Raw genomic sequence first — 21190 nt, 5'->3', positions numbered from 1 at the left:
AGCGCAAGAAATGCGACAATTAGATATTTTTATAGCGTTTTTTCGCTCAGGTATGCTCGGCTATGGAGGCGGACCTTCAGCTATTCCACTCGTAAAAAAAGAAGTGGTCGATACGTACAAGTGGATGGATGATGATGAATTTGGCGATTTATTAGCAATCGCCAATACGCTGCCTGGGCCTATTGCGACAAAGCTGGCTGGATACATCGGCTATCGAGTCGGCGGCATTTTAGGTCTTGGTACGGCTTTATTTGCAGCCGTTATTCCAACCGTTTTTTTAATGGTATTGCTGTTGACTACTTTAACACAATTTAAAGATCAGCCGTGGGTTATGGGCATGACAAAAGCAGTTGTCCCTGTAGTAGGAGTGATGCTCGCGGTTATGACGTGGGATTTTTTTAAAAAATCAACGTCTGGTTTAGGGTGGACTCCAGCTATTATTCTGCTGATTATCAGTTTAGGGCTAATGGAATTCGCACATATTCATCCAGCAGTTATTATTATTGTTCTTATGGCAGCAGCTTGGATTCCGCTAAAACGAAAAGGAAAAAAAGGCGAAAGTGCTGAGCACAAGCAGAAGAGGGAATCGGTATGATTTATATTCAGCTATTTATGGCGTTTTTCGTTTCAAATATTTTAGGCTATGGAGGCGGGCCTGCGTCGATTCCGCTTATTCAAAAAGAAGTCGTGGATCACTATCACTGGCTTACGGTCAAAGAGTTTAGTGAAATGCTAGCGATTGGAAATGCGCTGCCGGGTCCGATTGCAACAAAAATGGCAGGATTTATCGGATATCAGCAGGCAGGGATTTTAGGTTCGTTGGTTGCTCTTTTTGCAACAATTGCTCCGTCGGTTTTGCTTTTAGTCATTTTACTTCGAATATTATTTAAATATAAAGATTCACCAAACGTAAAAAAAATGACCAATTACATTCGTCCTGTTATCGCTATTTTACTTGGCTTAATGGCATATGAATTTTTTATGAATTCATACAGTGATTCAGGTATATGGCAGACGCTATTTTTAGTAGCAGCCAGCTTTCTTTTATTAGAAAAATTGCGCGTGCATCCAGCGTTCGTTATTGTTGGAGCACTCGTATACGGAGCTGTTTTTCTTGCTTGAATGAAGCTCTCAGATGATGAGAGTTTTTTTAAAAGAGACGAAAAGAGGGAGAGCGATGGTTGAAAAAGCAGTGCTAGAAAACGTGCAGGACCTGGTTAACTTGCGAATGTTGCTCATGAAAGAACTGGGAGAATTAAACGGGGATGAGGAGCTGTTTCGCAAAGCCACGGAAGAATATTTTACTGCAAATATAAATAATCCAAATGGCTATACAGCTATTTTAAAAGCTGATGGAGAAATTGTATCAGCAGGGAGCATTGTCTTTTTTATACGTCCGCCTTCACCCAGTAACCTCCAAGGAAAAGAAGCGTATGTTATGAACATGTATACAGCTTTTCATCACCGAAAGCAAGGCTGTGCTTCAGCTGTTTTAAAACATTTGATGCACTACTGCCAAAAAAGTGGTGTCAACCGAATATGGTTAAGTGCTTCTTCGGCAGGAAAAAGTTTATATCATAAACATGGATTTATTGAATATGAATCTGAAATGGAATACGTATTTAAAAAAAATTAAAGTGACAAAACTCTTGATAGAGATGGGTTTGAAGGAGCAAGGGTTTTTAAAAAATAAAAAAATTTGATAAAAAGTGTTGACGAAGATAAAAAAACCATTCATAATACAAATCAACATCACACAACATTACACACAACTTGGAAGCGACAAACAGTTTCAAAACGATCGGAACTGATTATCCAAGTACACATACATAGTCAATACTGAGCGTTGATAGGAGCACTAGTAGAAAAAATTTCCCTGTATCAGAGAGCTGACGGTTGCTGCGAGTCAGAACAAAAATTTTTTCGAAGTACATTCCTTGAGCATCTTTTCCGAGCAGGAAAAGACGGCCTGGCCGTTATTTTAATGAAGAGGCAAGCGAAATGCTTGCAACTAGGGTGGTACCGCGAATTTTCGTCCCTACTGACTCTTAAGAAAAATCTTAAGGGTGAGTAGGGACTTTTTGTATTTCGGTCCATTATAATTTTATATCCATTACAAGCGATGAAAAGAGCATAGTAGCAAAATCTTCCCTGTATCAGAGAGCTGATGGTTGGTGTGAATCAGTACAAAAGAGATTGCGAATTACATTCTTGGAGCTTTCTTTTGGCGACAGTCAAAAGCGGCAATAGCCGTTATCTTAATGAAGAGGCAAGCAATGCTTGCAATTAGGGTGGTACCGCGATCAATTCGTCCCTACTGATACAATCAGTAGGGACTTTTTGTATATCCGCATAAGCGGCTGTGTAGGTGTAAAACGGATTTTCAAATACAAACTAAACGAGAAGATCCGTTTAAGGTTATAAAATCAAAGGAGGATTTTTAAAATGACAAAATCATTAGAACAATTACGAGGACAAATCGACGAAATAAATTTAGAAATTTTAGAATTATTAAATAAACGTGGTGAAATTGCACAAGAAATTGGAAAAGTAAAAGGTACACAAGGCGTGAATCGCTTTGATCCAGTTCGCGAACGTAAATCATTAGATCAAATCTTAGCTAACCATAATGGTCCATTCGAAGCTTCAACAATTCAGCATATTTTCAAAGAAATCTTCAAAGCAAGCTTAGAACTTCAAGAAGACGATCACCGTAAAGCACTTCTTGTATCTCGTAAAAAGAAATCAGAAGATACAATCGTTGACATCAACGGTACAAAAGTAGGACCTGGAAACTTAGAATTTGTAATGGGACCATGTGCAGTAGAAAGCTACGAACAAGTAAAAGAAGTGGGCTTAGCGCTTAAAGAACAAGGCATTACATTAATGCGCGGCGGAGCGTTCAAACCACGTACATCACCTTACGATTTCCAAGGTCTTGGAGTGGAAGGGTTGAAAATTTTACGTCAAGTAGGAGATGAGCTAGGTCTATCAATTATCAGTGAAATTGTTTCTCCTCAAGATATTGAAACGGCTCTAGACTACGTAGATGTGATTCAAATTGGTGCACGTAACATGCAAAACTTCGAGCTATTAAAAGCAGCAGGTTCTGTAGACAAACCAATTCTTTTAAAACGTGGATTAGCAGCAACAATTGAAGAATTCATTAATGCCGCTGAATACATTATGTCTCGCGGAAATGGCAACATTATTCTTTGTGAACGTGGTATCCGCACATACGAGCGTGCAACACGCAACACATTAGATATCTCAGCTGTTCCAATCTTGAAAAAAGAAACGCATTTACCAGTTGTAGTAGACGTAACGCATTCAACAGGACGCAAAGACTTACTATTACCATGTGCAAAAGCAGCGATTGCTATCGGCGCAGATGCTGTTATGGCAGAAGTTCACCCAGACCCAGCAGTAGCATTATCAGATTCAGCACAGCAAATGAACATTCCTGAATTCCACAAATTCATGGAAGAATTAAAAGGTGCAGCAGTAAAATTATCTTAATTTCATAGTGATACAGTGATAAGAAACTAGTAGCAAACATTTCCCTGTCTCAGAGAGCTGACGGTTGGTGAAAGTCAGTACAAAAATGTGAGCGAATTACACTCTTTGAGTACTCTTTTACAGAGCGGTCAGCGGATCGTTAACAATTCGAGGTGGCAAGCAGTGTTTGCAACTAGGGTGGTATCGCGAGAAAAACTCGTCCCTATGACGTAGGGGCGAGTTTTTTATTTTTTATAGCAGAAAGGAATCGATAACATGAGATATTTAACAGCAGGAGAATCGCACGGACCCCAATTAACAGCAATTATTGAAGGAGTACCGGCAGGGCTTGAATTAACAGCCGAACATATTAATGAAGATTTGACAAGAAGACAAAAGGGACATGGGCGCGGACGCCGCATGCAGATTGAAAAAGACCAAGTTCAGATTAAAGGCGGGGTTCGCCACGGTGAAACGCTTGGTTCACCTATTGCTTTAGTCGTTGAAAACAAAGATTTTACTCACTGGAGAAACATTATGGGTGCTGATCCGGTTGATCATGATGAAGAAGTAAAGCGACAAATTACAAAACCTCGTCCAGGTCATGCGGATTTAAATGGAGCGATTAAATATGGTCACAGAGATATGCGAAACGTATTAGAACGTTCATCTGCTCGGGAAACGACGGTACGAGTAGCCACAGGTGCTGTTGCCAAACAAGTACTAAAAGCTGTAGGCGTAAATATTGCGTGTCATGTGCTTGAAATTGGCGGTGTGAAAGCTGAAAAAACGGCATATGAGTCGCTAACAGAACTTCAGGAAAAAACGGAAGCGTCACCTGTTCGCTGCTTAGATGATGAAGCTGGACAGAAAATGATGAAAGCAATCGATGATGCAAAAGAAAATGGAGACAGCATCGGGGGCGTAGTGGAAGTAGTAGTGGAAGGAATGCCTATAGCAGTAGGAAGTTACGTACACTATGACCGTAAGTTAGATTCAAAGCTAGCCGCTGCTATTATGAGCATTAACGCGTTTAAAGGTGTTGAAATCGGTGTAGGTTTTGAAGCAGCTCGCAGACCGGGAAGTGAAGTACATGATGAAATTTTATGGGATGAACAAAACGGCTATACGCGTAAAACGAACAATGCAGGAGGTTTAGAAGGAGGCATGACAACAGGAATGCCTATTATTGTACGAGGCGTCATGAAACCTATTCCTACCTTATATAAGCCGCTGCAAAGTGTAGATATTGATACAAAAGAGCCGTTTGCTGCAAGTATTGAACGTTCAGACAGCTGTGCAGTACCGGCGGCGGCTGTTGTAGCAGAATCAGTAATTGCTTGGGAACTAGCGTCTGCTATTATCGATCAGTTTGGAGCAGACCGAATTCAGTTAATTCAAGAAAATGTAAAAAAACATGAAGAATACGCAAAGCAATTTTAATGAATAGAGGAGAATGAAAGGTGAAAACACGTGTATTACTTATTGGCGTTGGCCTTATTGGAGGATCATTAGCGCTAGCTATGAAGAAGCATCGTCACGTAACAGTCGTTGGAGCTGATATCAATACAAATGAAGTACAATTAGCCAAACAGCTAGGTATCATTGATTATGTAGCTGAAGATATAAAAGCAGAAGCAGCCCAAGCAGATTATATCGTGCTTGCTACTCCAGTAGAGTATACGACCGCATGGATACACGACCTTTCTACTTGGAAGCTTAAAGAAACAGTTATCGTAACGGATGTCGGAAGTACCAAAGGTGAAATTATGAAAGCAGCCCAAGCGCTGAATAAGAAATGTATTTCATTTATTGGGGGGCATCCGATGGCTGGTTCTCATACGAGCGGTGCAGTCAATGCACGAGCGGATTTATTTTGTTCGGCGCGCTATATCTTAACGCCGTTTGAAAATGAGCAAAAAGAAAAAATAGATGCGCTTATGCATTTGCTAGAGCCTACTGGTGCACAATTTGTACCGCTTGATGCAGCTACTCATGACCAAATCACCGGAGTTGTCAGTCATTTACCTCATGTGATTGCGACCAGTCTTGTAAGACAAGTAAAAGGATATTCAGCAAAGAATCATCTTGTCACGGAAATGGCAGCAGGCGGTTTTAGAGATATTACGAGAATTGCTTCAAGCAATCCTCATATGTGGAGAGATATACTAAAACAAAACCGTTCTATGCTTTTAACATTGCTTGATGACTGGATGAAAGAAATGGAACAAGTAAAACTATTAGTAGAAAAAGGTGACGGTCACGAATTATTTGATTATTTCTCAGATGCCAAGGAATTTCGTGATTCGCTTCACGCATAAAAGGAGAGACATATTGTGACAGTAAAAGCTTTACGAGGAACGATTCAAATTCCAGGAGATAAATCCATTTCCCATCGTTCCGTCATGTTTGGTTCGATTGCAGAAGGAACAACAACAATTAACGGATTTTTGCCAGGAGATGATTGCCTTAGCACCATTTCTTGTTTTCAAAAACTAGGTGTCGATATTCAAATGATTGATGAACAAAGCGTCGTGGTAAAAGGGAAAGGTATACAAGCGCTAAAAGAGCCATCTGATATTTTAGATGTTGGAAATTCGGGCACAACGATTCGCCTCATGATGGGGATTTTATCAAATACACCCTTTCATTCAACATTGATTGGAGATGAATCTATTGCCAAACGCCCTATGAAGCGTGTGACCGGTCCGCTTCGTGATATGAATATTCATTTAGATGGCCGAGAAGATGCTAATTTTACACCGCTTGTTATTCGAGGTGGTAAAGCAAAAGGTATACACTATACATCTCCAGTTGCAAGCGCACAAGTGAAGTCAGCTATTTTACTTGCTGGACTGCAAGCAGAAGGAACAACTTCTGTAACGGAACCGGCGAAATCGAGAGATCATACAGAACGTATGCTAGAGGCATTTGGTGTTAAAGTCGAAGAAGAAGGATTAACAGTTTCAATTGAAGGCGGTCAAACGTTAACAGGAACGCATGTAGAAGTGCCTGGTGATATTTCTTCAGCAGCATTCTTTTTAGTAGCAGGAGCTATTATTGCAAACAGCCGCATTGAAATTCAAAAAGTTGGGATGAATCCGACTCGCACAGGTATTCTAGATGTACTTTTAAATATGGGCGCTTCTATCGAGATAGTCAAAGAAACAAAAGAAACCGCAGAGCCTTATGCAGATTTAGTTGTAGAAGCTTCTCACTTAAAAGGTACGGAAGTAGGCGGAGACTTAATTCCACGCCTAATTGACGAAATCCCAATTATTGCACTAGCAGCCACACAAGCAGCAGGAATCACGGTTATTAAAGATGCTGCAGAGTTAAAAGTAAAAGAAACAAACCGTATTGATACAGTAGTGAATGAGTTAACGAAAATGGGAGCTAACATTGAAGCAACGGAGGATGGAATGATTATTCACGGAGGTACAAAACTTCACGGGGCAAATGTAAACAGCCACGGAGATCACCGTATCGGTATGATGCTTGCTGTTGCCTCTTGTATTGCAGATGGAGAAACAATTATTGAAAATCGTGACGCCGTATCCGTCTCCTACCCGCAATTCTTTGCTCACTTAGAGTCTTTACAGCAGTGAATTCCCTTATTATGTTAAAATAACAGTTTAAAAGTTATAAGGAATTTACAAAATTAAAACCAATGACTCTATATTTCATTGGTAAAATCCGATATAATCATTACAACACCTCTAGTATTAAATAGAATTTGGTGAATGATTATGTTTTTGATGATTGTCTACATCGGGGCCATTTTATTTTTTATAAAAATGTTTATGGATCGAGATTTTATTTGGTTTTTATTTCTATTGCCATTTTTGATGTTTGTTGTGTTTTTCGAAACAGACTATCTTGATCACGTCCCTGAATCTGGAAGGTTAATTATCTTTACATTTTCTTTTTTAGTCATTTATGCGATGGTTTTGGTGTATAACCGATACTTTAGAAAAGAAGGATGTAAAGAGTAAATTCAAATGTGAATCCATTGATAAGGATAAAAAAAGCATGCCCTAAGGCGTGCTTTTTTTATCCGTTGAATTTACATCCACTGGGGTAAGCGGCTTTTTAGCAGGGCCTTCTACCACAGATCCGTCATAAGAAAAACGCGAACCGTGACAAGGGCAGTCCCACGTGCGGTCACCTGCGTTCCAATTCACCTCACAGCCTAAATGCGTACATGTAGTATCCACGCAGTGAAGCTTTCCTTGAGGATCTTTATAAGCACCTGTACGTTTGCTGTTTACATATACGATCGACCCTTCATCATTTTGAAGCTGATCCAGTCCTTTTTCAGGCATTGAAAACTTACCAGTAATAAAGTGTTCAGCCACATCAAGATTTTGACGAAAGAAGTGCTTAAGGCTAGGGTCCGCATAAAAACGAGACGGATTATACAACTCCGCATATGGGTTGTCGTTTCCGGTTATTGCATCCCGAATAATATGTGCCGCAATAGTGCTATGGGTCATGCCCCATTTTTTAAATCCAGTGGCAATAAAGATATTCGGCTTGCTTTCTTTGATAGGACCGATATATGGAATTTTATCAAGCGTAAATAAATCTTGTGCAGACCACTTGTAACGAAAATGTTGAACAGTAAAATTTTCTTCGGCGAATCGCTGAAGTGACTCATAGTGAAACATGGTATTTATTCCTTGGCCAGTTTTGTGGCCTTCTCCGCCAATTAAAATGAGTTCTTCCCCGTTAACTTTCGTTGACCGCAGGGAACGAGTAGGCTGATCGGCACTTAAATACATACCTCCGGGATAGGCTTGTTCAACTTTCGCTGCTAATACATATGAACGTTTAGCATACATGCGCGTATAGTAAAAGCCTGTTCCATCATAAAATGGAAAGTGTGAACACGCCACTACATACTTACAAGAAATTCGGTGCCCATCTCTTGTAACGACGGTAGGCGATGTGCTTTCTTCTACATCCGTTGCTACAGTGTTTTCAAATATCAGTCCGCCGCTTTCTGTGAACTTTTTTACTAAATGAAGCAGATATTTTAACGGATGAAACTGAGCCTGATCTTTCATAATAGCTGCTGCCCGGATATCAAAATTAAAAGGAAGCTCTGTTGCAAATTCACATGGAATATGTAGTCGCTGATAGGCTCTAAATTCTTTACGAACTCGATGATCAAACTTCAGCGTTTCTCCGTATAAGTAAGCATCTTGTACGGAAAAGTCGCAGTCAATGTTTTCGGTTTGAATTAAGTCTTTCATAAACTGCAGAGCTTGTTCGTTTGCTTTATAATAAAGCAGCGTTTTTTCTTCGCCAATGTGTGAAAGCAGCTCATCATAGATGACGTCATGCTGGGCTGTAATCTTTGCTGTTGTGTGGCCGGTTGTACCATTTAAAATGTTATCAGCTTCGATTAACGCGACGTTCAGTCCTTCTTTTTGTAATAAATATGCCGTTGTAATACCGCTGATACCGCCTCCTACTACTACAACATCAACTTTTCGACTTTCTGAAAGAGATGGGTATGTTGGAAACTTTAAATAATCGCGCCAGTAGGGCTCAGTATCCTTTGGGATATTTGCCAATTTATTCACCTCCATATGATAAGTCTTATTTTTACCATAGTTTTCTAAAAAATGTATACAAAATAACGGAATCTACTCTAATAGCATCTCTCAGCTACATATGAAATAGTAAACGCTACAGATTTAAACATGCAGAGCAATAAATTCATATAAATGATAGGAAGCATCATATAATAAAAGTATGGAGGCTTAATGCGGCAAATCGTATATAAACATCAAGGTCCAAATAAAAGGGCAAACGGTATGTTTGTCCTTTTTTCATGATTATAGTGACAATTTTCATATATAGTAATAAAGTATATATATAGCAAAAAAATCCCAGATTGAAAGGGTATAAAAAACGGCTTAAACCAAAACAGGTTGTACTCTTAGAGAATGTAGAACGTGCAAAAAAACTAAATAATATGTAGTATTGTAATACAGGACGTAATTGGGAAGAAAAATGAAAACGTTGACAAAAAGAGGAGGGGTACCATGTTGGGTTCACTACCTAATATTATAAATACGTCAACGCTTGTGTCTTCAAGTGAACAACAAGAAGCGTCATCTGAATCATTTAAAACATATACTCATAAAGGAAAAAAATTTAAAGTCTATCTACCTAAATCCTATCATATTCTAAAATCTTACCCGCTAATGGTTATGCTGCACGGATGTACACAAAATGCGGATGATTTTGCTATAGGTACGCAAATGAATGAGCTTGCCGACGAAAAGGAATTTATTGTGGTATACCCACAGCAGTCTTCTAACTCAAATATGAATAAATGTTGGAATTGGTTTGAGCCTCTTCATCAAATTAGAGGGTTTGGAGAGCCAGCTATTATTGCAGGGATTGTAAAAAAAGTACAAAATATGCACTTTATTCAGAAAAATAAAGTTTTTATTGCCGGTCTGTCAGCAGGAGGAGCAATGAGTATCGTTATGGGGGTAACGTATCCAGAACTGTTTGCTGGAATAGGTGTGTCAGCAGGTATCGAATACCAGGCGGCTCTTAACGTATTTAATGCGTATTCTGTTATGGCCAGTAAAGGCCCTTCTCCTGTTAAGCAAGGGAGAATTGCGTATCAACAAATGGGAAACCGGGCAAAACCGCTGCCGCTCATTGTATTTCATGGTAACGCTGATTCTACAGTAAATGTTGCTAATGCAGATCAAGTGGTTCACCAGTGGATTACAACCAATAACCTTGCTTATAACGGAAGAATAGATGGATGGATTCAGGAGAGTCCAGTTAAAACGAGAGAAGAAAAAATCCTCTTTGGACGGGATTATACAACATATCGCTACGAAAGCAGCAAAGGAGAATTAGCTATTGATAAATATATTATCAATGGAATGGGGCATGCATGGTCAGGAGGAAATTCAGAGGGCAGCTATACAGATCCAAAAGGGCCTAACGCTAGCCGAATCATGTGGGACTTTTTTATGAGTCAAAAAATATAAAGAGCATATAATGAGGTTCAGTTGCGTTCTTATCGCAGAGAAGAAGAGCTGAAAATAGCTCTTCCGGCCCTTATTAGTATATGGAAGCAGCTGCAGGAACAATCATTTTAACTAGAAGTGTTTTTCTAAAAATTAGGATTTGATTATTTAGAAAACGGGTACTGTAATAGAGAAATAAGAAGCCACAATTACATAGCTTATGATTGACAGCTTATAGTTGTAAATGTAAGATAACTGCGAGCTGCATTTTGTATGATTAAAACATTAAAATAAGACGAAAACTGAAAAAATAAATAGAAATTGTACGATGAGCGGGTAAGGAAAAGGAGAGTAAAAAATGAATATTGCATTTTTCTTAGTACCAAAAAGTGACGTTGTAACATTAAATATTCAATCCACATTAAGACAGGCTCTTGAAAAAATGGAGTATCATCGATATTCTACAGTTCCGTTGGTTGACGACGATGGTAAATACGTAGGTGTTCTTACTGAAGGAGATCTTCTTTGGAAGTTAAAAAGTCTAGGAGACTATCGCTTTCAAGATACGGAAAATATTAAATTAACGGAGATTGACCGCTACCAAGATTATAACCCTGTCGCTATATATGATGAAGTTCAAAACATTCTCTCAAAGGCAATTGACCAGAACTTTGTTCCTGTAACGGATGATCAAGGTGTATTTATTGGAATTGTGAGAAGAAGAGAAATTTTAGAGTTTTATGCAGAAAGCGCAAATAAAGTGAAAAATCAATTATAAAAAAGCCATCTTCAGATGGCTTTTTTTCTTGTATTATCTGTCCCATACATACTGCTAAAAACAGGCTTAGGTCATGGCCCACAGCAATGCACTTCCTTGTACTAGTTTACATAATGTATTTATATATAGGTATAAAAGTGCCTATATAAATCTTATTTATAGATAAGGATGATTTATGTGAGTCAGTATAATAAAAAGAATTGTTGCTGGTGCTCTAATCAGTATTATTACAAAACTCATGGCTACGATCCAAAGAGTAGTCACGAAGGAAAATGCTGTCATAATGATTATAAGCATAACGATCATTGTCCTAAACATGATGGCGATCATCGTTCAGGCCATAAAAAATGTCATCATGGAGGCGATCACAGCGGTAGCCACGGTGGCGATCACGGCGGTAACCACGGCGGTAACCACGGTGGCGATCACGGCGGTAACCACGGTGGCAATCACGACGGTCATCACGGTGGCAATCATGGCGGCTGTAGAAGACGTCGCTGCTGCTGGGGCTGGTTTTTTTAATACAGGAGCACTGAATCAACAAAAAGAACTCAAGGAATTGAGTTCTTTTTTTGTAAGTTGAAACTTATAAACGTTATACTTCGTATATATAGTAAGAGCATTTTGGAGGAGGAAAAAGAATGTTTAAAAAAATGTTTGCTAAAATTGGGGTTGGAGCTGCTAAAGTGGATTTACGTTTAAATGAACCGGCCTATACGCTCGGTCATGTAATTGAAGGAGCTATCGTTATTCAAGGTGGAAACGTTCAGCAACATATTAATTTAATTGATGTTGAATTTTGGCTTGAAGTTCAAATGAAAAACGGTCAAATGCATACGCATCGTGTTGAAAGCCTGCGCGCAGCTTCTTCATTTACAATTAATGAAGGAGAGAAAAAAGAAATTCCGTTTACATATCATTTACCTTTGGATCTTCCAATCTCTGCGAGCAATGTTGGCTATTTCTTTAAGACATACTTAGATATTGAAGGAGGAGTTGACTCAACAGACCGAGACCTTGTGCGTATTAAAGCTCCAAAAAGCTTGTATCAGCTAGTGGAGGGCTTTGAAGCACTTGGGTTTAGAGAAAAACACCATTCAGGAAAATTTAATGGATACAAACAAGAATTTGCATTTTTCCCCACAGACTTTTTGAAGGGATATGTAAATGAGATTGAGTTCGAGGTAGCCGTTGAACGAGAAGGTATCCGAATGCTGTTGGAGCTAGATTTGCCTTCTTTCGGCCGAGAAAGAGAAATAAAAAACGAACTGTTTTTTACGAACGATGAATTAAGCCATCCATCCACTATTGCTCGTTTGCTGGAAGAAGCGATGGAAGAGATGATGGAAAATCCTCGGGACTATGAATATTATAAGCCTTCTCACTACGATCCCCATTCACATCACCCACGTATGAGTGGATTAGGAGGCGCAATGGGAGGCTTTGCAGCCGGTATGTTAGGTGGACTGCTCATTGAAAATTTGATGGATGATATGTTTGAAGACTCGGCGCTTGGTGAGATAGGGGAAGATATTGAAGAAGCGGGAGAGAATCTGTTTGATGGAGATTTCTTTGATGGAGGAGACGATTGGTAAAAGGGGTTTTGAATAAATAAAAAGGATGATTAATGATGATCATCCTTTTTATCTTTCTTCTTTCTTTTTTTTACTTCTATGTACTTAATGTGAAAATCTTCTATAATTAAAACTTTAAAATAAAATTGCTCATGCTGAATGATATCATTTTTGGTCACGTCAAACTTTTCTGTTAACACCCACCCCGCAATGGTATCTACTTCTTCGTCGCTAATATCTGTGCCGAGTAGATCGTTTACTTGGCTAATGAGCATTTTCCCGTCAAGAATATAATGGTCGTCTTTAATTTTTTGTACATAAGGAATTTCATCCGTATCAAACTCATCTCGAATTTCTCCCACAATTTCTTCAATAATGTCCTCTACTGTGACAAGGCCAGCGGTTCCACCATATTCATCAAACAGAATAGCCATTTGAATGCGTTCTTTTTGCATCTTTACAAGCAAATCATGGATAGGTACTGTTTCAATTACTTTAAAGATAGGCTTGACGTATGATTCTAACGTATTGGTGCCGTCTTTTTCGTTAAATACAATATCGTTATAAATTTCTTTAATATTAACAAGACCGATTACTTTATCTTTATCTCCATCTTCAACAATTGGATAGCGCGTATATTTTTCCACATTTGCGATTTGCAAAAAAACTTCTACCACGTCGTCTTTAGAAGCACTTACAATTTCCGTACGAGGAACCATAACTTCTTTAGCTAAACGATCATCAAAATCAAAAATTTTGCTCATATATCGATATTCCGATTGATTGATTTCACCGCCTTCAAAACTTTCCGATAACAAAATGCGAAGTTCTTCTTCGCTATGAGCAGCTTCATTTTCCGAAATCATTGTGATACCAAAAACCTTGGTCAACATACGAGCTGAGCCGTTTAATATTTTAATGAACGGATACATAAGTTTATAAAACACGATAATCGGTTTTGCGAAGTTCAGCGTAATTTGTTCAGCCATTTGTATAGCAAACGTTTTAGGAGCTAATTCTCCTAAAACAACATGTAAAAAAGTAATAACAACAAATGCAATAATAAAAGATAAAATACCAGCAAGCGGCTCATTAGTATGGAAGGTAATGAAAAGAGGGTGAAGCAACCGATCTAGCGTCGGTTCACCAAGCCAACCAAGCCCAAGAGCCGTGATGGTGATACCAAGCTGACAAGCGGATAGATATTCATCTAGATGCGTAATAACGTGTTTAGCAGAGACGGCTTTTTTATTTCCTTCTTCTAGAAGCTGATTGATTTTTGAACTCCTTACTTTTACAATAGCGAATTCTGTCGCTACAAAAAAAGCAGTTAACGCAATTAAAACTGCGACTAATAGTAATTTTACGGCGATCATGAAAGTCACCACCTTTTACGTAAATGTATATCTTAAGTGTTAGCCAAAGTGGAGAAAACATGTATTAAATCCGTAAAAGAAAAATACACATAAAAAAACTGCTTCTATTTTTAAAAGGAAAAAGAAGCAGTTTATTATGTTACATGTTCATTTAGGGGAATTAATCTTAACTTTACCATCATGGTCTATCACATATCGGTTCTACAGTTCAACTGACTTTTAGCAAACGTATTGCGAGTGTGTTATGACACCTCCTTTAACTGTAATCCGAGTATATATGATCCATCTCTCACTCCTTTCTATTCGTTAATTATATTATAATACATTATTAATCAAAATACTACAAATATTCAGAAAATAATTCAAAATGCATAGTTTTTTGTCATTTTCTGAAATATGTACGTAAAAATAGGCTAGGACATAACTAAATCAATCCAATCCACGGCTAGAAGCAACTATATATGAAGCCTACGTTCACCATCATCATGAAAAAATCCAAACGAGTTGGATTCTCTATCAAGAATCTCGATTCATCGTTCAAGCAGTTCTTGTTCTTTTATATATTGCCTAAACATCATAAACTGATCCATTACATTAATCGAGCCGGCAAGCGTTTCATGACCATCAAATAGTTCATGTCCTCCATGGTTCAATTGAGGGGGACAGCTCCAGTTTGCATGTTTGTAGGAAGTTCGTCATTATTCATACTAAGTCCTCCTTAAAACCGGTACCGGCTATAGTCTTTAAACTTCTTCAGATTTTATACTCAAACTTTATTTATTCATAAAATGTTGCTTTAAATAACTAAATTTACATCTAGTTATTTTTAATTAAAGAGTAAAAATGAAAGGGTTTTATGAAAAAAAAGCGAATATCAATAACAATTCACGATCGATAGATAGGGGAATCAAAAAACATGAATGAATTGCTGTCACAATCAAGTGAGTTAAGGCACGAAGCAAATCAACTGGTGGTATCCAATCATTTATTGAATTTGTTAAAAGAGTATGGTTGCCCTCTCTCAGGGGAGAGTTTTGAGTTGAATGTCATGACAAATCGCATCCTTAATTTTTACGTAGGAAATGATGAAATGGATGAAGAATCTATTTTTCACATGGGGTATCAACTTACAAAGCGTTTTAATCCCTATAAGCTGATCTTTGCTAATGAAAAAGATAATTATCAGTGGAGCGTGTATATGATTCAGAAAGGAGAAGAATGGAAGCTTCATATCGCCGTACTTCCAGAAAATATTGTGAGGGGCAAAATGGAGAAACAAGAGCTATTCAAATTGCTTCTCACTGAAAAGAAGCGGGAATGTATTTTATCTTTCAAGCAACAAAGTGGATACAATCGCTACTATACGAGTGATCATGTCTATAAGGCTGTACTAGAAGATGACATTCACGATGATATGTCTTTTTTTATGTGGCTGCAAAGACAAAAAAAAGTAAATCAATAAACGTAAAAAAGAGCCGATTAGGCTCTTTTTATGCATGTACAGATGTTTTTACAGGTAAAGCAGCTTTTAGCATCCAAATATGTTTTTCCATATTGCCGATTGTTCCAATGAATAAGTCAGCAGTTACGTGATCATGCGCTGCTTCAGCTTTTTCAACTCCATTTTTTAAGTTTTTAACAAGTAGCGTATAGTCATTAATTAATGTTTCTAGCATTTCTTCACTTGTTTCCTCGTTTCCATCTTCAGAAAGAGTAGCTGATTGTAAAAACTGCTTCATTGTAGCAATTGGGCTTCCTCCAACAGCTAGTAATCTTTCTGCATACTCATCTATATAGTCCGCTGTCTCATTATAAAATCCTTCAAATTTTTCATGAAGCGTAAAAAATTGAGGCCCTTTTACATACCAGTGAAAGCGATGTAGTTTTGTGTATAATACGTTAAAATCGGCAATTTGTTGGTTTAATACGTTTTCTAAATTCATAATTAATAGCCTCCCAATGAGTTGTTGTTATCTTATGTTTATATTATATCAAATATCAAATTAAAATCAATACTTATTTATAATTATTATTAAATAAGAATAGATTACTTTTAAATTGTAGTTATTCTCTTCAAAAACTCTAAAGATATGATAGGATAGAGCAAGAGTATTGAAAGAAAGAAGGGTTAGTCATGCATATTACATCAGAAGCAAAACAATTAATTAAAAATATACTTGAAGAGCAGGAGATAACAGGAATTCGCTTGTATTTCAAAGGAATTAGCTGTGAAATTCCTAATATTGGGTTAGCTTTTGAAGAGCCTTTTGAAGGTGATGAAGTGTATGAAGTCGACGGAGTACAAGTAGCAATGGAAGCATCTATTGTTCCTTATACAAATGAGCTAATGTTAGATGTTCATACAACGCCGTATGGTCCAGGTTTAGCATTAGTTGGAACTAAAGAGGCTGAGTAAAAAAATTATGTAAGAGGAGCTAACAGGTTTGTTGTTTGTTTTGGCAAACCTTGGTTTACTTAATTCAAACGTTAGTGAAATGGAGGGGGACCTATGCTTCTTTCTCATCATGTAACGGTTGAACAAAGACAGCAAATCAAACGCTTTAAGCAGCAAATACAAGACGCAAAAACACTAGATGAGCGCCGTTTGTATCAAGCCCAGCTAAATAAATTTGTTGAGCGCCTGTTTATTGAGAATCGCTTGCAGCGCAGCGGCGAACAATAAAAACCAGCCAAAAAAGAAGCCTTCAAAGAAGGTTTCTTTTTTTTAAGTAGATTATTATACTTTTTTACACCTTGTAATTATTCATTTTCTTATATATCCGTCTTTATCTACTTGAAATCCGGTTTTCTGTATGAATATAGAACTAAAAACGTGTAAGCGGCTATCAAATGAAAGCGCTTTCTGTTATAGTTGAGGTATAGAATTGTACTTGTTCACCTACAATGTTCATAAGGAGTGGTTTGTATGATTGAAAAAGGAAACTTCTTAATTGGTTTAGCGTGGGGAACATCTTTGAGCATACCTTTATGGATCGCCTTCTTTGGCTGGATAAAATTAGTTTGGCGCTTGCTTTAAATAAATAAAAACAAAAAAAAGTAAAAAAACTTCAGTGCATATGCACTGAAGTTTTTTTTAACTGCTTTAAATAGGTATTAAGAACTATTAAATAAAATGCGTTTTATAACGATAAGTAAATAAGACTACTACAAATCTTGTTTTTGGATTTTTTAAGATTCCAACATTTTAGTTCTTATTACACAATAGAAAGAAGGAATACAAATTGAAAAACTATCGTTTAGTAAGTTTCTCTACCTTATTTATCTGTCTACTCGTTTTGTTCATTTCACCTTTTCAAGATACATCTAGTGCATCAACTGATAAATATCAAAATTTCAAGCAGCTCTCACAGCATGAGTCTTCAGCTAGCTATAAAGTGACGACCAAAGAAACAAAAAGTCCCGTCCTTATCTTTGCTCCACACGGTGGGGGAATCGAAGGAGGGACAAGCGAAATTGCCAAAGAGCTTGGCAAACAAAATGCTCTTTACCTATTCGAATCGTTAAAGTCTAAAGGATCACGAGATCTGCACATCACAAGCACTCATTTTGATGAGCCCACAGCATGTAAAATGGTAAGCAAGTATGAGAATGTTTTATCTCTTCACGGCTATTTTGGGAACGAAAAACATATTTTTGTAGGGGGAACTGACCGGGAACGTGCAAAAAAATTAACGCAATTATTAAATCGAAATGGATTTCCAGCGGAACTGATTACAAAAGGGCACGATGAGATTGCAGGCATTAATCCTGGAAATATTGCCAATAAAAATCGTACCGGGAAAAGTATTCAATTAGAGATTAGCCAGCCGCTGCGAAATGCCATGTTTCATTCATTCACTGCAAAAGAAAGAGCTTCGTCTAAAACTCAAACTTTTTATAGGTTTACAAATGTGCTTTCTGTATTTGTTTCCACTTCGTACTGAATCAAAAAAGAATGCTTTCACAAGCATTCTTTTTTCATAAACTAGTTTCGCTACCCTTGACTTATAATAGGTTTCCAATTGAAATCTTTTACATCTTGAACAGAAGGCTTTCTCACGTGCTGCAAGCTTTCTTTATCGCATGCTCCATAAACTATAAAATTTTGCTGCGCTTCTATTAAAGAAATAGAATTGGCTCCTAGTTCATTGGCATTCAGCTTTTGATATGGATCGTCTTCCCAAAAACATATCTCACAAATATCATAGTCACCATCACTGTCTAACGATTGATAACCACAGCAAGGGCATGTGTACTTTTTCATTGTTCCTATCCTTTCTTTATAGATTTTAAACTAGAAAAGGGCCAGCCATCTTATTTAACTATTTTACTATATTCAAAGATATTCTGAAAGAATATTCAAAAAATTACAGCGGCATATTTCCTAGGATTTGTGAACATTTTATAACGAATTGGCGATAGTTATTGTGAGACTGACTAAAAAAGGAGTAAACTTACTAGGAAAATAGATCGTGTTCGGAAACGTCTACATAAAAGCATTTTTGGATATGATGAAAAAAGAAAAAAGAGATAGGGAGTCATAAATATGAAAAAAATAATAGGCTTACTTTTAGCATGCTTTTTAGCTGTCCCGACAGCTAGTTTTGCTCATACACACGTGCAAACAACAGTACCAGAAAACGGTGCAACGGTTACAGAACCTCTAAAAGAAATTAAATTAAGCTTTGAAACACACATTGAGAAAATCAGTACAATGACCGTTACAAAAGATGGACAAAAAATTTCACTTGCATCGCAAAAAGTAGAAGGTCATGATTTAATAGCTTCTGTTAATCAGCCTCTTGAAAACGGTTCTTACGCAGTTAACTGGGAAATTGTAGGGGAAGATGGTCATGTAATGAAAGATTCCATTGCTTTTAAAGTAGATATAAAAGATGAAGCGAAGGAAGAGAATACTCAAGCAGCCGGAAAAGATAGTGAAAAAAAGCAAAACGCTACTCAATCCGAACAAAACCAAAAAAGTGAAGTAGCAAATGATGATGAAAAAGCAGAGAACAATGATTCTTCATCGTTTTTTGTCATCATGGTTATTGCGATTGTAGTGGTGGTCGGAGCATTACTCTTAATCTTCAGAAAGAAAAAGGCTTAAAAAGATGAGTATTTTGTTGCCTGTTTTTGAGTGGTTTACATACGTAGCTCTTTCCTTACTATTAGGGTTTGCCGTACTGCAATATGTGCCGCTTGCAAAAAAACCAACAATTTTATTATCAAAGCGATGGCTACTTGCAAGTGCAGCGGCTGTCGCTATTTTTTCGGTTGGAAATTCGCTTGAGATTATTTTATCTTTTTCAAAAATAAGAGGATTAGGTGAAACAGTTCGTCTTGTATTATTAGAAACACGAACAGGACACGCTTGGATCTTTGTTGTGTTAATGGCTATTTTGTGTATGATTGCTGTTTCAATAGAAAGCCACCCTCATATGTATACGTTGCTGACTGTGGCGTTGGTGGGAGGAATTGCTTATGCAAGTCACGCAGCATCGGCTTCTGCGCTTAGCGGGATGCTTTCACATTCTCTTCATATTTTAGCAGTTGGACTGTGGGGAGGAGTGGTTCTGATTGTTGCCACTTTTTCAAAAGAAACCTCCAATTGGAAACGTTTCTTAAGCTGGTTTACTCCTTTTGCGATCGCTTGCTTTGTGCTTCTTTCATTAAGTGGATTCATTTCAATGGTCGTTATCATGGGGCTGTCCAACTATGTAAATTCATGGGCCACGGATTACGGACAGTCTCTTTTACTAAAGCATATTACAATTATTCCGCTGCTTGCATTTGCCGTCATCAATGGCTTTCTTATGAAAAAAACGATAAAACATCCAGAATATAAGCCCGTGATGTGGATTCGAGCAGAAAGCATTATTTTACTTATCATTTTTTTATTTACAGCTATCATGGTAACGCAATCGCCGCCAACTAATATAAGTCATATGGCAATGGATTCATCGATTCTTCCGTTTATCTATGGGAAACAAGTGACGCTCCCTCTAACGTTTCACGTAACGATTGTGGGAATCCTATTCTTATTTGTCGCACTGCTGTTTTTTGTGTATTTACTTATTTGTTTTTACAAAAAGACAGTATGGCTTAGCGTATTAAGTGCGGGTTTGTTTGTTTTTGCTTTTTATATTGCGATGATGACAAGTATTCAAGTCTAAAAACAGTGAGAAATATCTCACTGTTTTTTTATTAGCCATTAAAAGCTGTATTATCTCTCGGGCCTTTTCCCGGAGAAGGAGGCATCGGCATTTGGGAATTAGAACCAGAGCTAGAGCTAGAACTAGAACCAGAGCCGGACGTAGAGCCGCTTGGAGGCGATATATTTCCTGCGTTTCCAAAAATAACGATCCCGCCAGAAATTGTTCCAATAGAAATAGATTTAATATAAACAGACATCCTTATTCAACCTCTCATCTAGTAAAAGAATTCAGTGTACCATAGTGTATGACCAGCTTGTCATTTTCGTATAGACGAGTTTGAAAAATAGGTAAAAGCTTAGAAGTTCAGGTTAAGAAAGGAAATGGTGTAAAATAAGATGGAACTTTGAAAGCAAAGTTTGAGGTGTCTGCCTAAGGTGTGCATATCGCTTATTAAGAGAATTAGAAAGGAACTAAGATGAAAACGCAAAAACGAATTCATTTTTCATTTAAAAAATTGCGGTTGCTAACAAACCCTCCGACAGGGAAGTTAGTTATTTCTTTTATATTAGCCTTAATCAATACGGGAGTTTCTCTTTCTATTCCTCTTGTTATTAAAGAAGTTATGGAGAAAGTTGCAACGGGCGTCTCACCACAGCTTGTGGTAGGGCTTCTTAGTTTATTTGCTGCTCAAATGGTAACAAGCGCAGTATCTCTTTATCTCCTTGCTCAAGTAGGGCAAGGTGTTGTAAAAGAACTCAGGTTCAGAGTGTGGAACAAGCTCATAAAGCTTCCGATTTCA

At 37.6% G+C, this 21190-nt stretch carries 24 protein-coding genes, 1 pseudogene and 3 other annotated features; of the genes and pseudogenes, 19 read left to right on the top strand and 6 right to left on the bottom strand.

Annotation, left to right across the window (positions count from 1 at the left end):
* The first annotated feature begins 10 nt into the window (after positions 1-10).
* The 8 genes from ACLHDF_RS28335 (at position 11) to ACLHDF_RS28300 (ending at position 7493) form a co-directional block, all read left to right on the top strand.
* Entirely contained in the window at positions 11-595 is a 585-nt protein-coding gene (locus ACLHDF_RS28335; protein ID WP_013057701.1) for a chromate transporter, read from the top strand.
* Positions 592-1122 carry a chromate transporter gene (locus ACLHDF_RS28330; RefSeq protein ID WP_413921763.1) on the top strand — a complete coding sequence of 177 codons (531 nt, stop codon included), beginning with the start codon at positions 592-594 and terminating at the stop codon, positions 1120-1122. The genes ACLHDF_RS28335 and ACLHDF_RS28330 overlap by 4 nt, the downstream gene beginning before the upstream one ends.
* 55 nt (positions 1123-1177) lie before the next feature.
* A complete protein-coding gene (locus ACLHDF_RS28325) occupies positions 1178-1636 on the top strand; it encodes a GNAT family N-acetyltransferase (RefSeq protein ID WP_413921762.1) in 459 nt (152 codons plus the stop codon).
* Between the two features lie 201 nt (positions 1637-1837).
* Positions 1838-2043, top strand: a binding site (T-box leader).
* A 70-nt stretch (positions 2044-2113) separates the two neighbouring features.
* Positions 2114-2319: a binding site (T-box leader), on the top strand.
* A gap of 126 nt (positions 2320-2445) precedes the next feature.
* Complete coding sequence (locus ACLHDF_RS28320) at positions 2446-3519, top strand: bifunctional 3-deoxy-7-phosphoheptulonate synthase/chorismate mutase (RefSeq protein WP_013057698.1); 1074 nt, start codon at positions 2446-2448, stop codon at positions 3517-3519.
* 6 nt (positions 3520-3525) lie between these two features.
* Positions 3526-3726 (top strand) — a binding site (T-box leader).
* Positions 3727-3774: 48 nt separating this feature from the next.
* On the top strand, positions 3775-4941 hold the full coding sequence (gene aroC, locus ACLHDF_RS28315) for a chorismate synthase (protein ID WP_413921761.1): 1167 nt from the start codon (positions 3775-3777) through the stop codon (positions 4939-4941).
* Between the two features lie 20 nt (positions 4942-4961).
* Positions 4962-5819: a prephenate dehydrogenase gene (locus ACLHDF_RS28310; protein WP_413921760.1), complete on the top strand. Its 858-nt coding sequence runs from the start codon at positions 4962-4964 to the stop codon at positions 5817-5819.
* A gap of 15 nt (positions 5820-5834) precedes the next feature.
* Positions 5835-7106, top strand: a complete 1272-nt coding sequence (aroA, locus tag ACLHDF_RS28305) for a 3-phosphoshikimate 1-carboxyvinyltransferase (RefSeq protein WP_413921759.1) — start codon at positions 5835-5837, stop codon at positions 7104-7106.
* Positions 7107-7247: 141 nt separating this feature from the next.
* On the top strand, positions 7248-7493 hold the full coding sequence (locus ACLHDF_RS28300; protein ID WP_413921758.1) for a hypothetical protein: 246 nt from the start codon (positions 7248-7250) through the stop codon (positions 7491-7493).
* 42 nt (positions 7494-7535) lie between these two features.
* Here ACLHDF_RS28300 and ACLHDF_RS28295 read toward each other — a convergent pair whose 3' ends face one another.
* Complete coding sequence (locus ACLHDF_RS28295) at positions 7536-9080, bottom strand: FAD-dependent oxidoreductase (protein ID WP_413921757.1); 1545 nt, start codon at positions 9078-9080, stop codon at positions 7536-7538.
* A gap of 474 nt (positions 9081-9554) precedes the next feature.
* Here ACLHDF_RS28295 and ACLHDF_RS28290 point away from each other — a divergent pair, with 474 nt between their 5' ends.
* The 4 genes from ACLHDF_RS28290 (at position 9555) to ACLHDF_RS28275 (ending at position 12878) form a co-directional block, all read left to right on the top strand.
* Positions 9555-10526 carry an alpha/beta hydrolase family esterase gene (locus ACLHDF_RS28290; RefSeq protein WP_413921756.1) on the top strand — a complete coding sequence of 324 codons (972 nt, stop codon included), beginning with the start codon at positions 9555-9557 and terminating at the stop codon, positions 10524-10526.
* 337 nt (positions 10527-10863) lie between these two features.
* Complete coding sequence (locus ACLHDF_RS28285; RefSeq protein ID WP_413921755.1) at positions 10864-11283, top strand: CBS domain-containing protein; 420 nt, start codon at positions 10864-10866, stop codon at positions 11281-11283.
* 283 nt (positions 11284-11566) lie between these two features.
* A complete protein-coding gene (locus tag ACLHDF_RS28280) occupies positions 11567-11866 on the top strand; it encodes a hypothetical protein (RefSeq protein ID WP_413921754.1) in 300 nt (99 codons plus the stop codon).
* 58 nt (positions 11867-11924) lie between these two features.
* Positions 11925-12878, top strand: coding sequence for a sporulation protein (locus tag ACLHDF_RS28275; protein ID WP_413921753.1), 954 nt, complete (start codon positions 11925-11927; stop codon positions 12876-12878).
* Positions 12879-12907: 29 nt separating this feature from the next.
* On the opposite strand, the gene ACLHDF_RS28270 is transcribed toward ACLHDF_RS28275, so the two are convergent.
* Positions 12908-14233, bottom strand: coding sequence for a hemolysin family protein (locus ACLHDF_RS28270; protein WP_413921752.1), 1326 nt, complete (start codon positions 14231-14233; stop codon positions 12908-12910).
* 539 nt (positions 14234-14772) lie between these two features.
* Positions 14773-14939, bottom strand: a pseudogene (locus ACLHDF_RS28265) (spore coat protein); the annotation flags it as partial.
* 210 nt (positions 14940-15149) lie between these two features.
* On the opposite strand from ACLHDF_RS28265, the gene ACLHDF_RS28260 reads away from it, so the two are divergent.
* A complete protein-coding gene (locus ACLHDF_RS28260) occupies positions 15150-15695 on the top strand; it encodes a hypothetical protein (protein WP_413921751.1) in 546 nt (181 codons plus the stop codon).
* A gap of 28 nt (positions 15696-15723) precedes the next feature.
* Here the strand turns inward: ACLHDF_RS28260 and ACLHDF_RS28255 are convergent, their stop codons facing one another.
* Positions 15724-16176, bottom strand: coding sequence for a Dps family protein (locus ACLHDF_RS28255; protein ID WP_413921750.1), 453 nt, complete (start codon positions 16174-16176; stop codon positions 15724-15726).
* A 191-nt stretch (positions 16177-16367) separates the two neighbouring features.
* Between ACLHDF_RS28255 and ACLHDF_RS28250 the strand changes: the two genes are divergently transcribed.
* From ACLHDF_RS28250 to ACLHDF_RS28240, 3 genes are all read left to right on the top strand, one after another.
* Positions 16368-16649: a Fe-S cluster assembly protein HesB gene (locus tag ACLHDF_RS28250; protein WP_413921749.1), complete on the top strand. Its 282-nt coding sequence runs from the start codon at positions 16368-16370 to the stop codon at positions 16647-16649.
* Positions 16650-16742: 93 nt separating this feature from the next.
* A complete protein-coding gene (locus ACLHDF_RS28245; RefSeq protein WP_013057683.1) occupies positions 16743-16916 on the top strand; it encodes a hypothetical protein in 174 nt (57 codons plus the stop codon).
* 559 nt (positions 16917-17475) lie between these two features.
* Entirely contained in the window at positions 17476-18177 is a 702-nt protein-coding gene (locus ACLHDF_RS28240; protein WP_413921748.1) for a poly-gamma-glutamate hydrolase family protein, read from the top strand.
* Positions 18178-18227: 50 nt separating this feature from the next.
* Here the strand turns inward: ACLHDF_RS28240 and ACLHDF_RS28235 are convergent, their stop codons facing one another.
* Positions 18228-18497: a CPCC family cysteine-rich protein gene (locus tag ACLHDF_RS28235; RefSeq protein WP_413921747.1), complete on the bottom strand. Its 270-nt coding sequence runs from the start codon at positions 18495-18497 to the stop codon at positions 18228-18230.
* A gap of 282 nt (positions 18498-18779) precedes the next feature.
* On the opposite strand from ACLHDF_RS28235, the gene ACLHDF_RS28230 reads away from it, so the two are divergent.
* Together ACLHDF_RS28230 and ACLHDF_RS28225 are read left to right on the top strand one after the other, a co-directional pair.
* Positions 18780-19343, top strand: coding sequence for a copper resistance protein CopC (locus tag ACLHDF_RS28230; RefSeq protein WP_413921746.1), 564 nt, complete (start codon positions 18780-18782; stop codon positions 19341-19343).
* 4 nt (positions 19344-19347) lie between these two features.
* Positions 19348-20409, top strand: coding sequence for a copper resistance D family protein (locus ACLHDF_RS28225; RefSeq protein WP_413921745.1), 1062 nt, complete (start codon positions 19348-19350; stop codon positions 20407-20409).
* Positions 20410-20440: 31 nt separating this feature from the next.
* On the opposite strand, the gene ACLHDF_RS28220 is transcribed toward ACLHDF_RS28225, so the two are convergent.
* Complete coding sequence (locus tag ACLHDF_RS28220; RefSeq protein WP_074894881.1) at positions 20441-20647, bottom strand: hypothetical protein; 207 nt, start codon at positions 20645-20647, stop codon at positions 20441-20443.
* Positions 20648-20866: 219 nt separating this feature from the next.
* On the opposite strand from ACLHDF_RS28220, the gene ACLHDF_RS28215 reads away from it, so the two are divergent.
* Positions 20867-21190 (top strand): ABC transporter transmembrane domain-containing protein (locus tag ACLHDF_RS28215; RefSeq protein WP_413921744.1); only part of this gene is annotated, 324 nt, incomplete at its 3' end.

This window comes from Priestia megaterium (assembly GCF_046599315.1).
Taxonomy (GTDB): domain Bacteria; phylum Bacillota; class Bacilli; order Bacillales; family Bacillaceae_H; genus Priestia; species Priestia megaterium_F.
This window is presented reverse-complemented; position numbering and strand designations above follow the sequence as displayed.

Coding starts and splice junctions, on each gene's coding strand:
- ACLHDF_RS28335 (WP_013057701.1), top strand. CDS start 11: ATGCGACAATTAGATATTTTTATAGCGTTTTTTCGCTCAGGTATGCTC.
- ACLHDF_RS28330 (WP_413921763.1), top strand. CDS start 592: ATGATTTATATTCAGCTATTTATGGCGTTTTTCGTTTCAAATATTTTA.
- ACLHDF_RS28325 (WP_413921762.1), top strand. CDS start 1,178: ATGGTTGAAAAAGCAGTGCTAGAAAACGTGCAGGACCTGGTTAACTTG.
- ACLHDF_RS28320 (WP_013057698.1), top strand. CDS start 2,446: ATGACAAAATCATTAGAACAATTACGAGGACAAATCGACGAAATAAAT.
- aroC (WP_413921761.1), top strand. CDS start 3,775: ATGAGATATTTAACAGCAGGAGAATCGCACGGACCCCAATTAACAGCA.
- ACLHDF_RS28300 (WP_413921758.1), top strand. CDS start 7,248: ATGTTTTTGATGATTGTCTACATCGGGGCCATTTTATTTTTTATAAAA.
- ACLHDF_RS28290 (WP_413921756.1), top strand. CDS start 9,555: ATGTTGGGTTCACTACCTAATATTATAAATACGTCAACGCTTGTGTCT.
- ACLHDF_RS28285 (WP_413921755.1), top strand. CDS start 10,864: ATGAATATTGCATTTTTCTTAGTACCAAAAAGTGACGTTGTAACATTA.
- ACLHDF_RS28280 (WP_413921754.1), top strand. CDS start 11,567: ATGATTATAAGCATAACGATCATTGTCCTAAACATGATGGCGATCATC.
- ACLHDF_RS28275 (WP_413921753.1), top strand. CDS start 11,925: ATGTTTAAAAAAATGTTTGCTAAAATTGGGGTTGGAGCTGCTAAAGTG.
- ACLHDF_RS28270 (WP_413921752.1), bottom strand. CDS start 14,233: ATGATCGCCGTAAAATTACTATTAGTCGCAGTTTTAATTGCGTTAACT.
- ACLHDF_RS28260 (WP_413921751.1), top strand. CDS start 15,150: ATGAATGAATTGCTGTCACAATCAAGTGAGTTAAGGCACGAAGCAAAT.
- ACLHDF_RS28255 (WP_413921750.1), bottom strand. CDS start 16,176: ATGAATTTAGAAAACGTATTAAACCAACAAATTGCCGATTTTAACGTA.
- ACLHDF_RS28250 (WP_413921749.1), top strand. CDS start 16,368: ATGCATATTACATCAGAAGCAAAACAATTAATTAAAAATATACTTGAA.
- ACLHDF_RS28245 (WP_013057683.1), top strand. CDS start 16,743: ATGCTTCTTTCTCATCATGTAACGGTTGAACAAAGACAGCAAATCAAA.
- ACLHDF_RS28235 (WP_413921747.1), bottom strand. CDS start 18,497: ATGAAAAAGTACACATGCCCTTGCTGTGGTTATCAATCGTTAGACAGT.
- ACLHDF_RS28230 (WP_413921746.1), top strand. CDS start 18,780: ATGAAAAAAATAATAGGCTTACTTTTAGCATGCTTTTTAGCTGTCCCG.
- ACLHDF_RS28225 (WP_413921745.1), top strand. CDS start 19,348: ATGAGTATTTTGTTGCCTGTTTTTGAGTGGTTTACATACGTAGCTCTT.
- ACLHDF_RS28220 (WP_074894881.1), bottom strand. CDS start 20,647: ATGTCTGTTTATATTAAATCTATTTCTATTGGAACAATTTCTGGCGGG.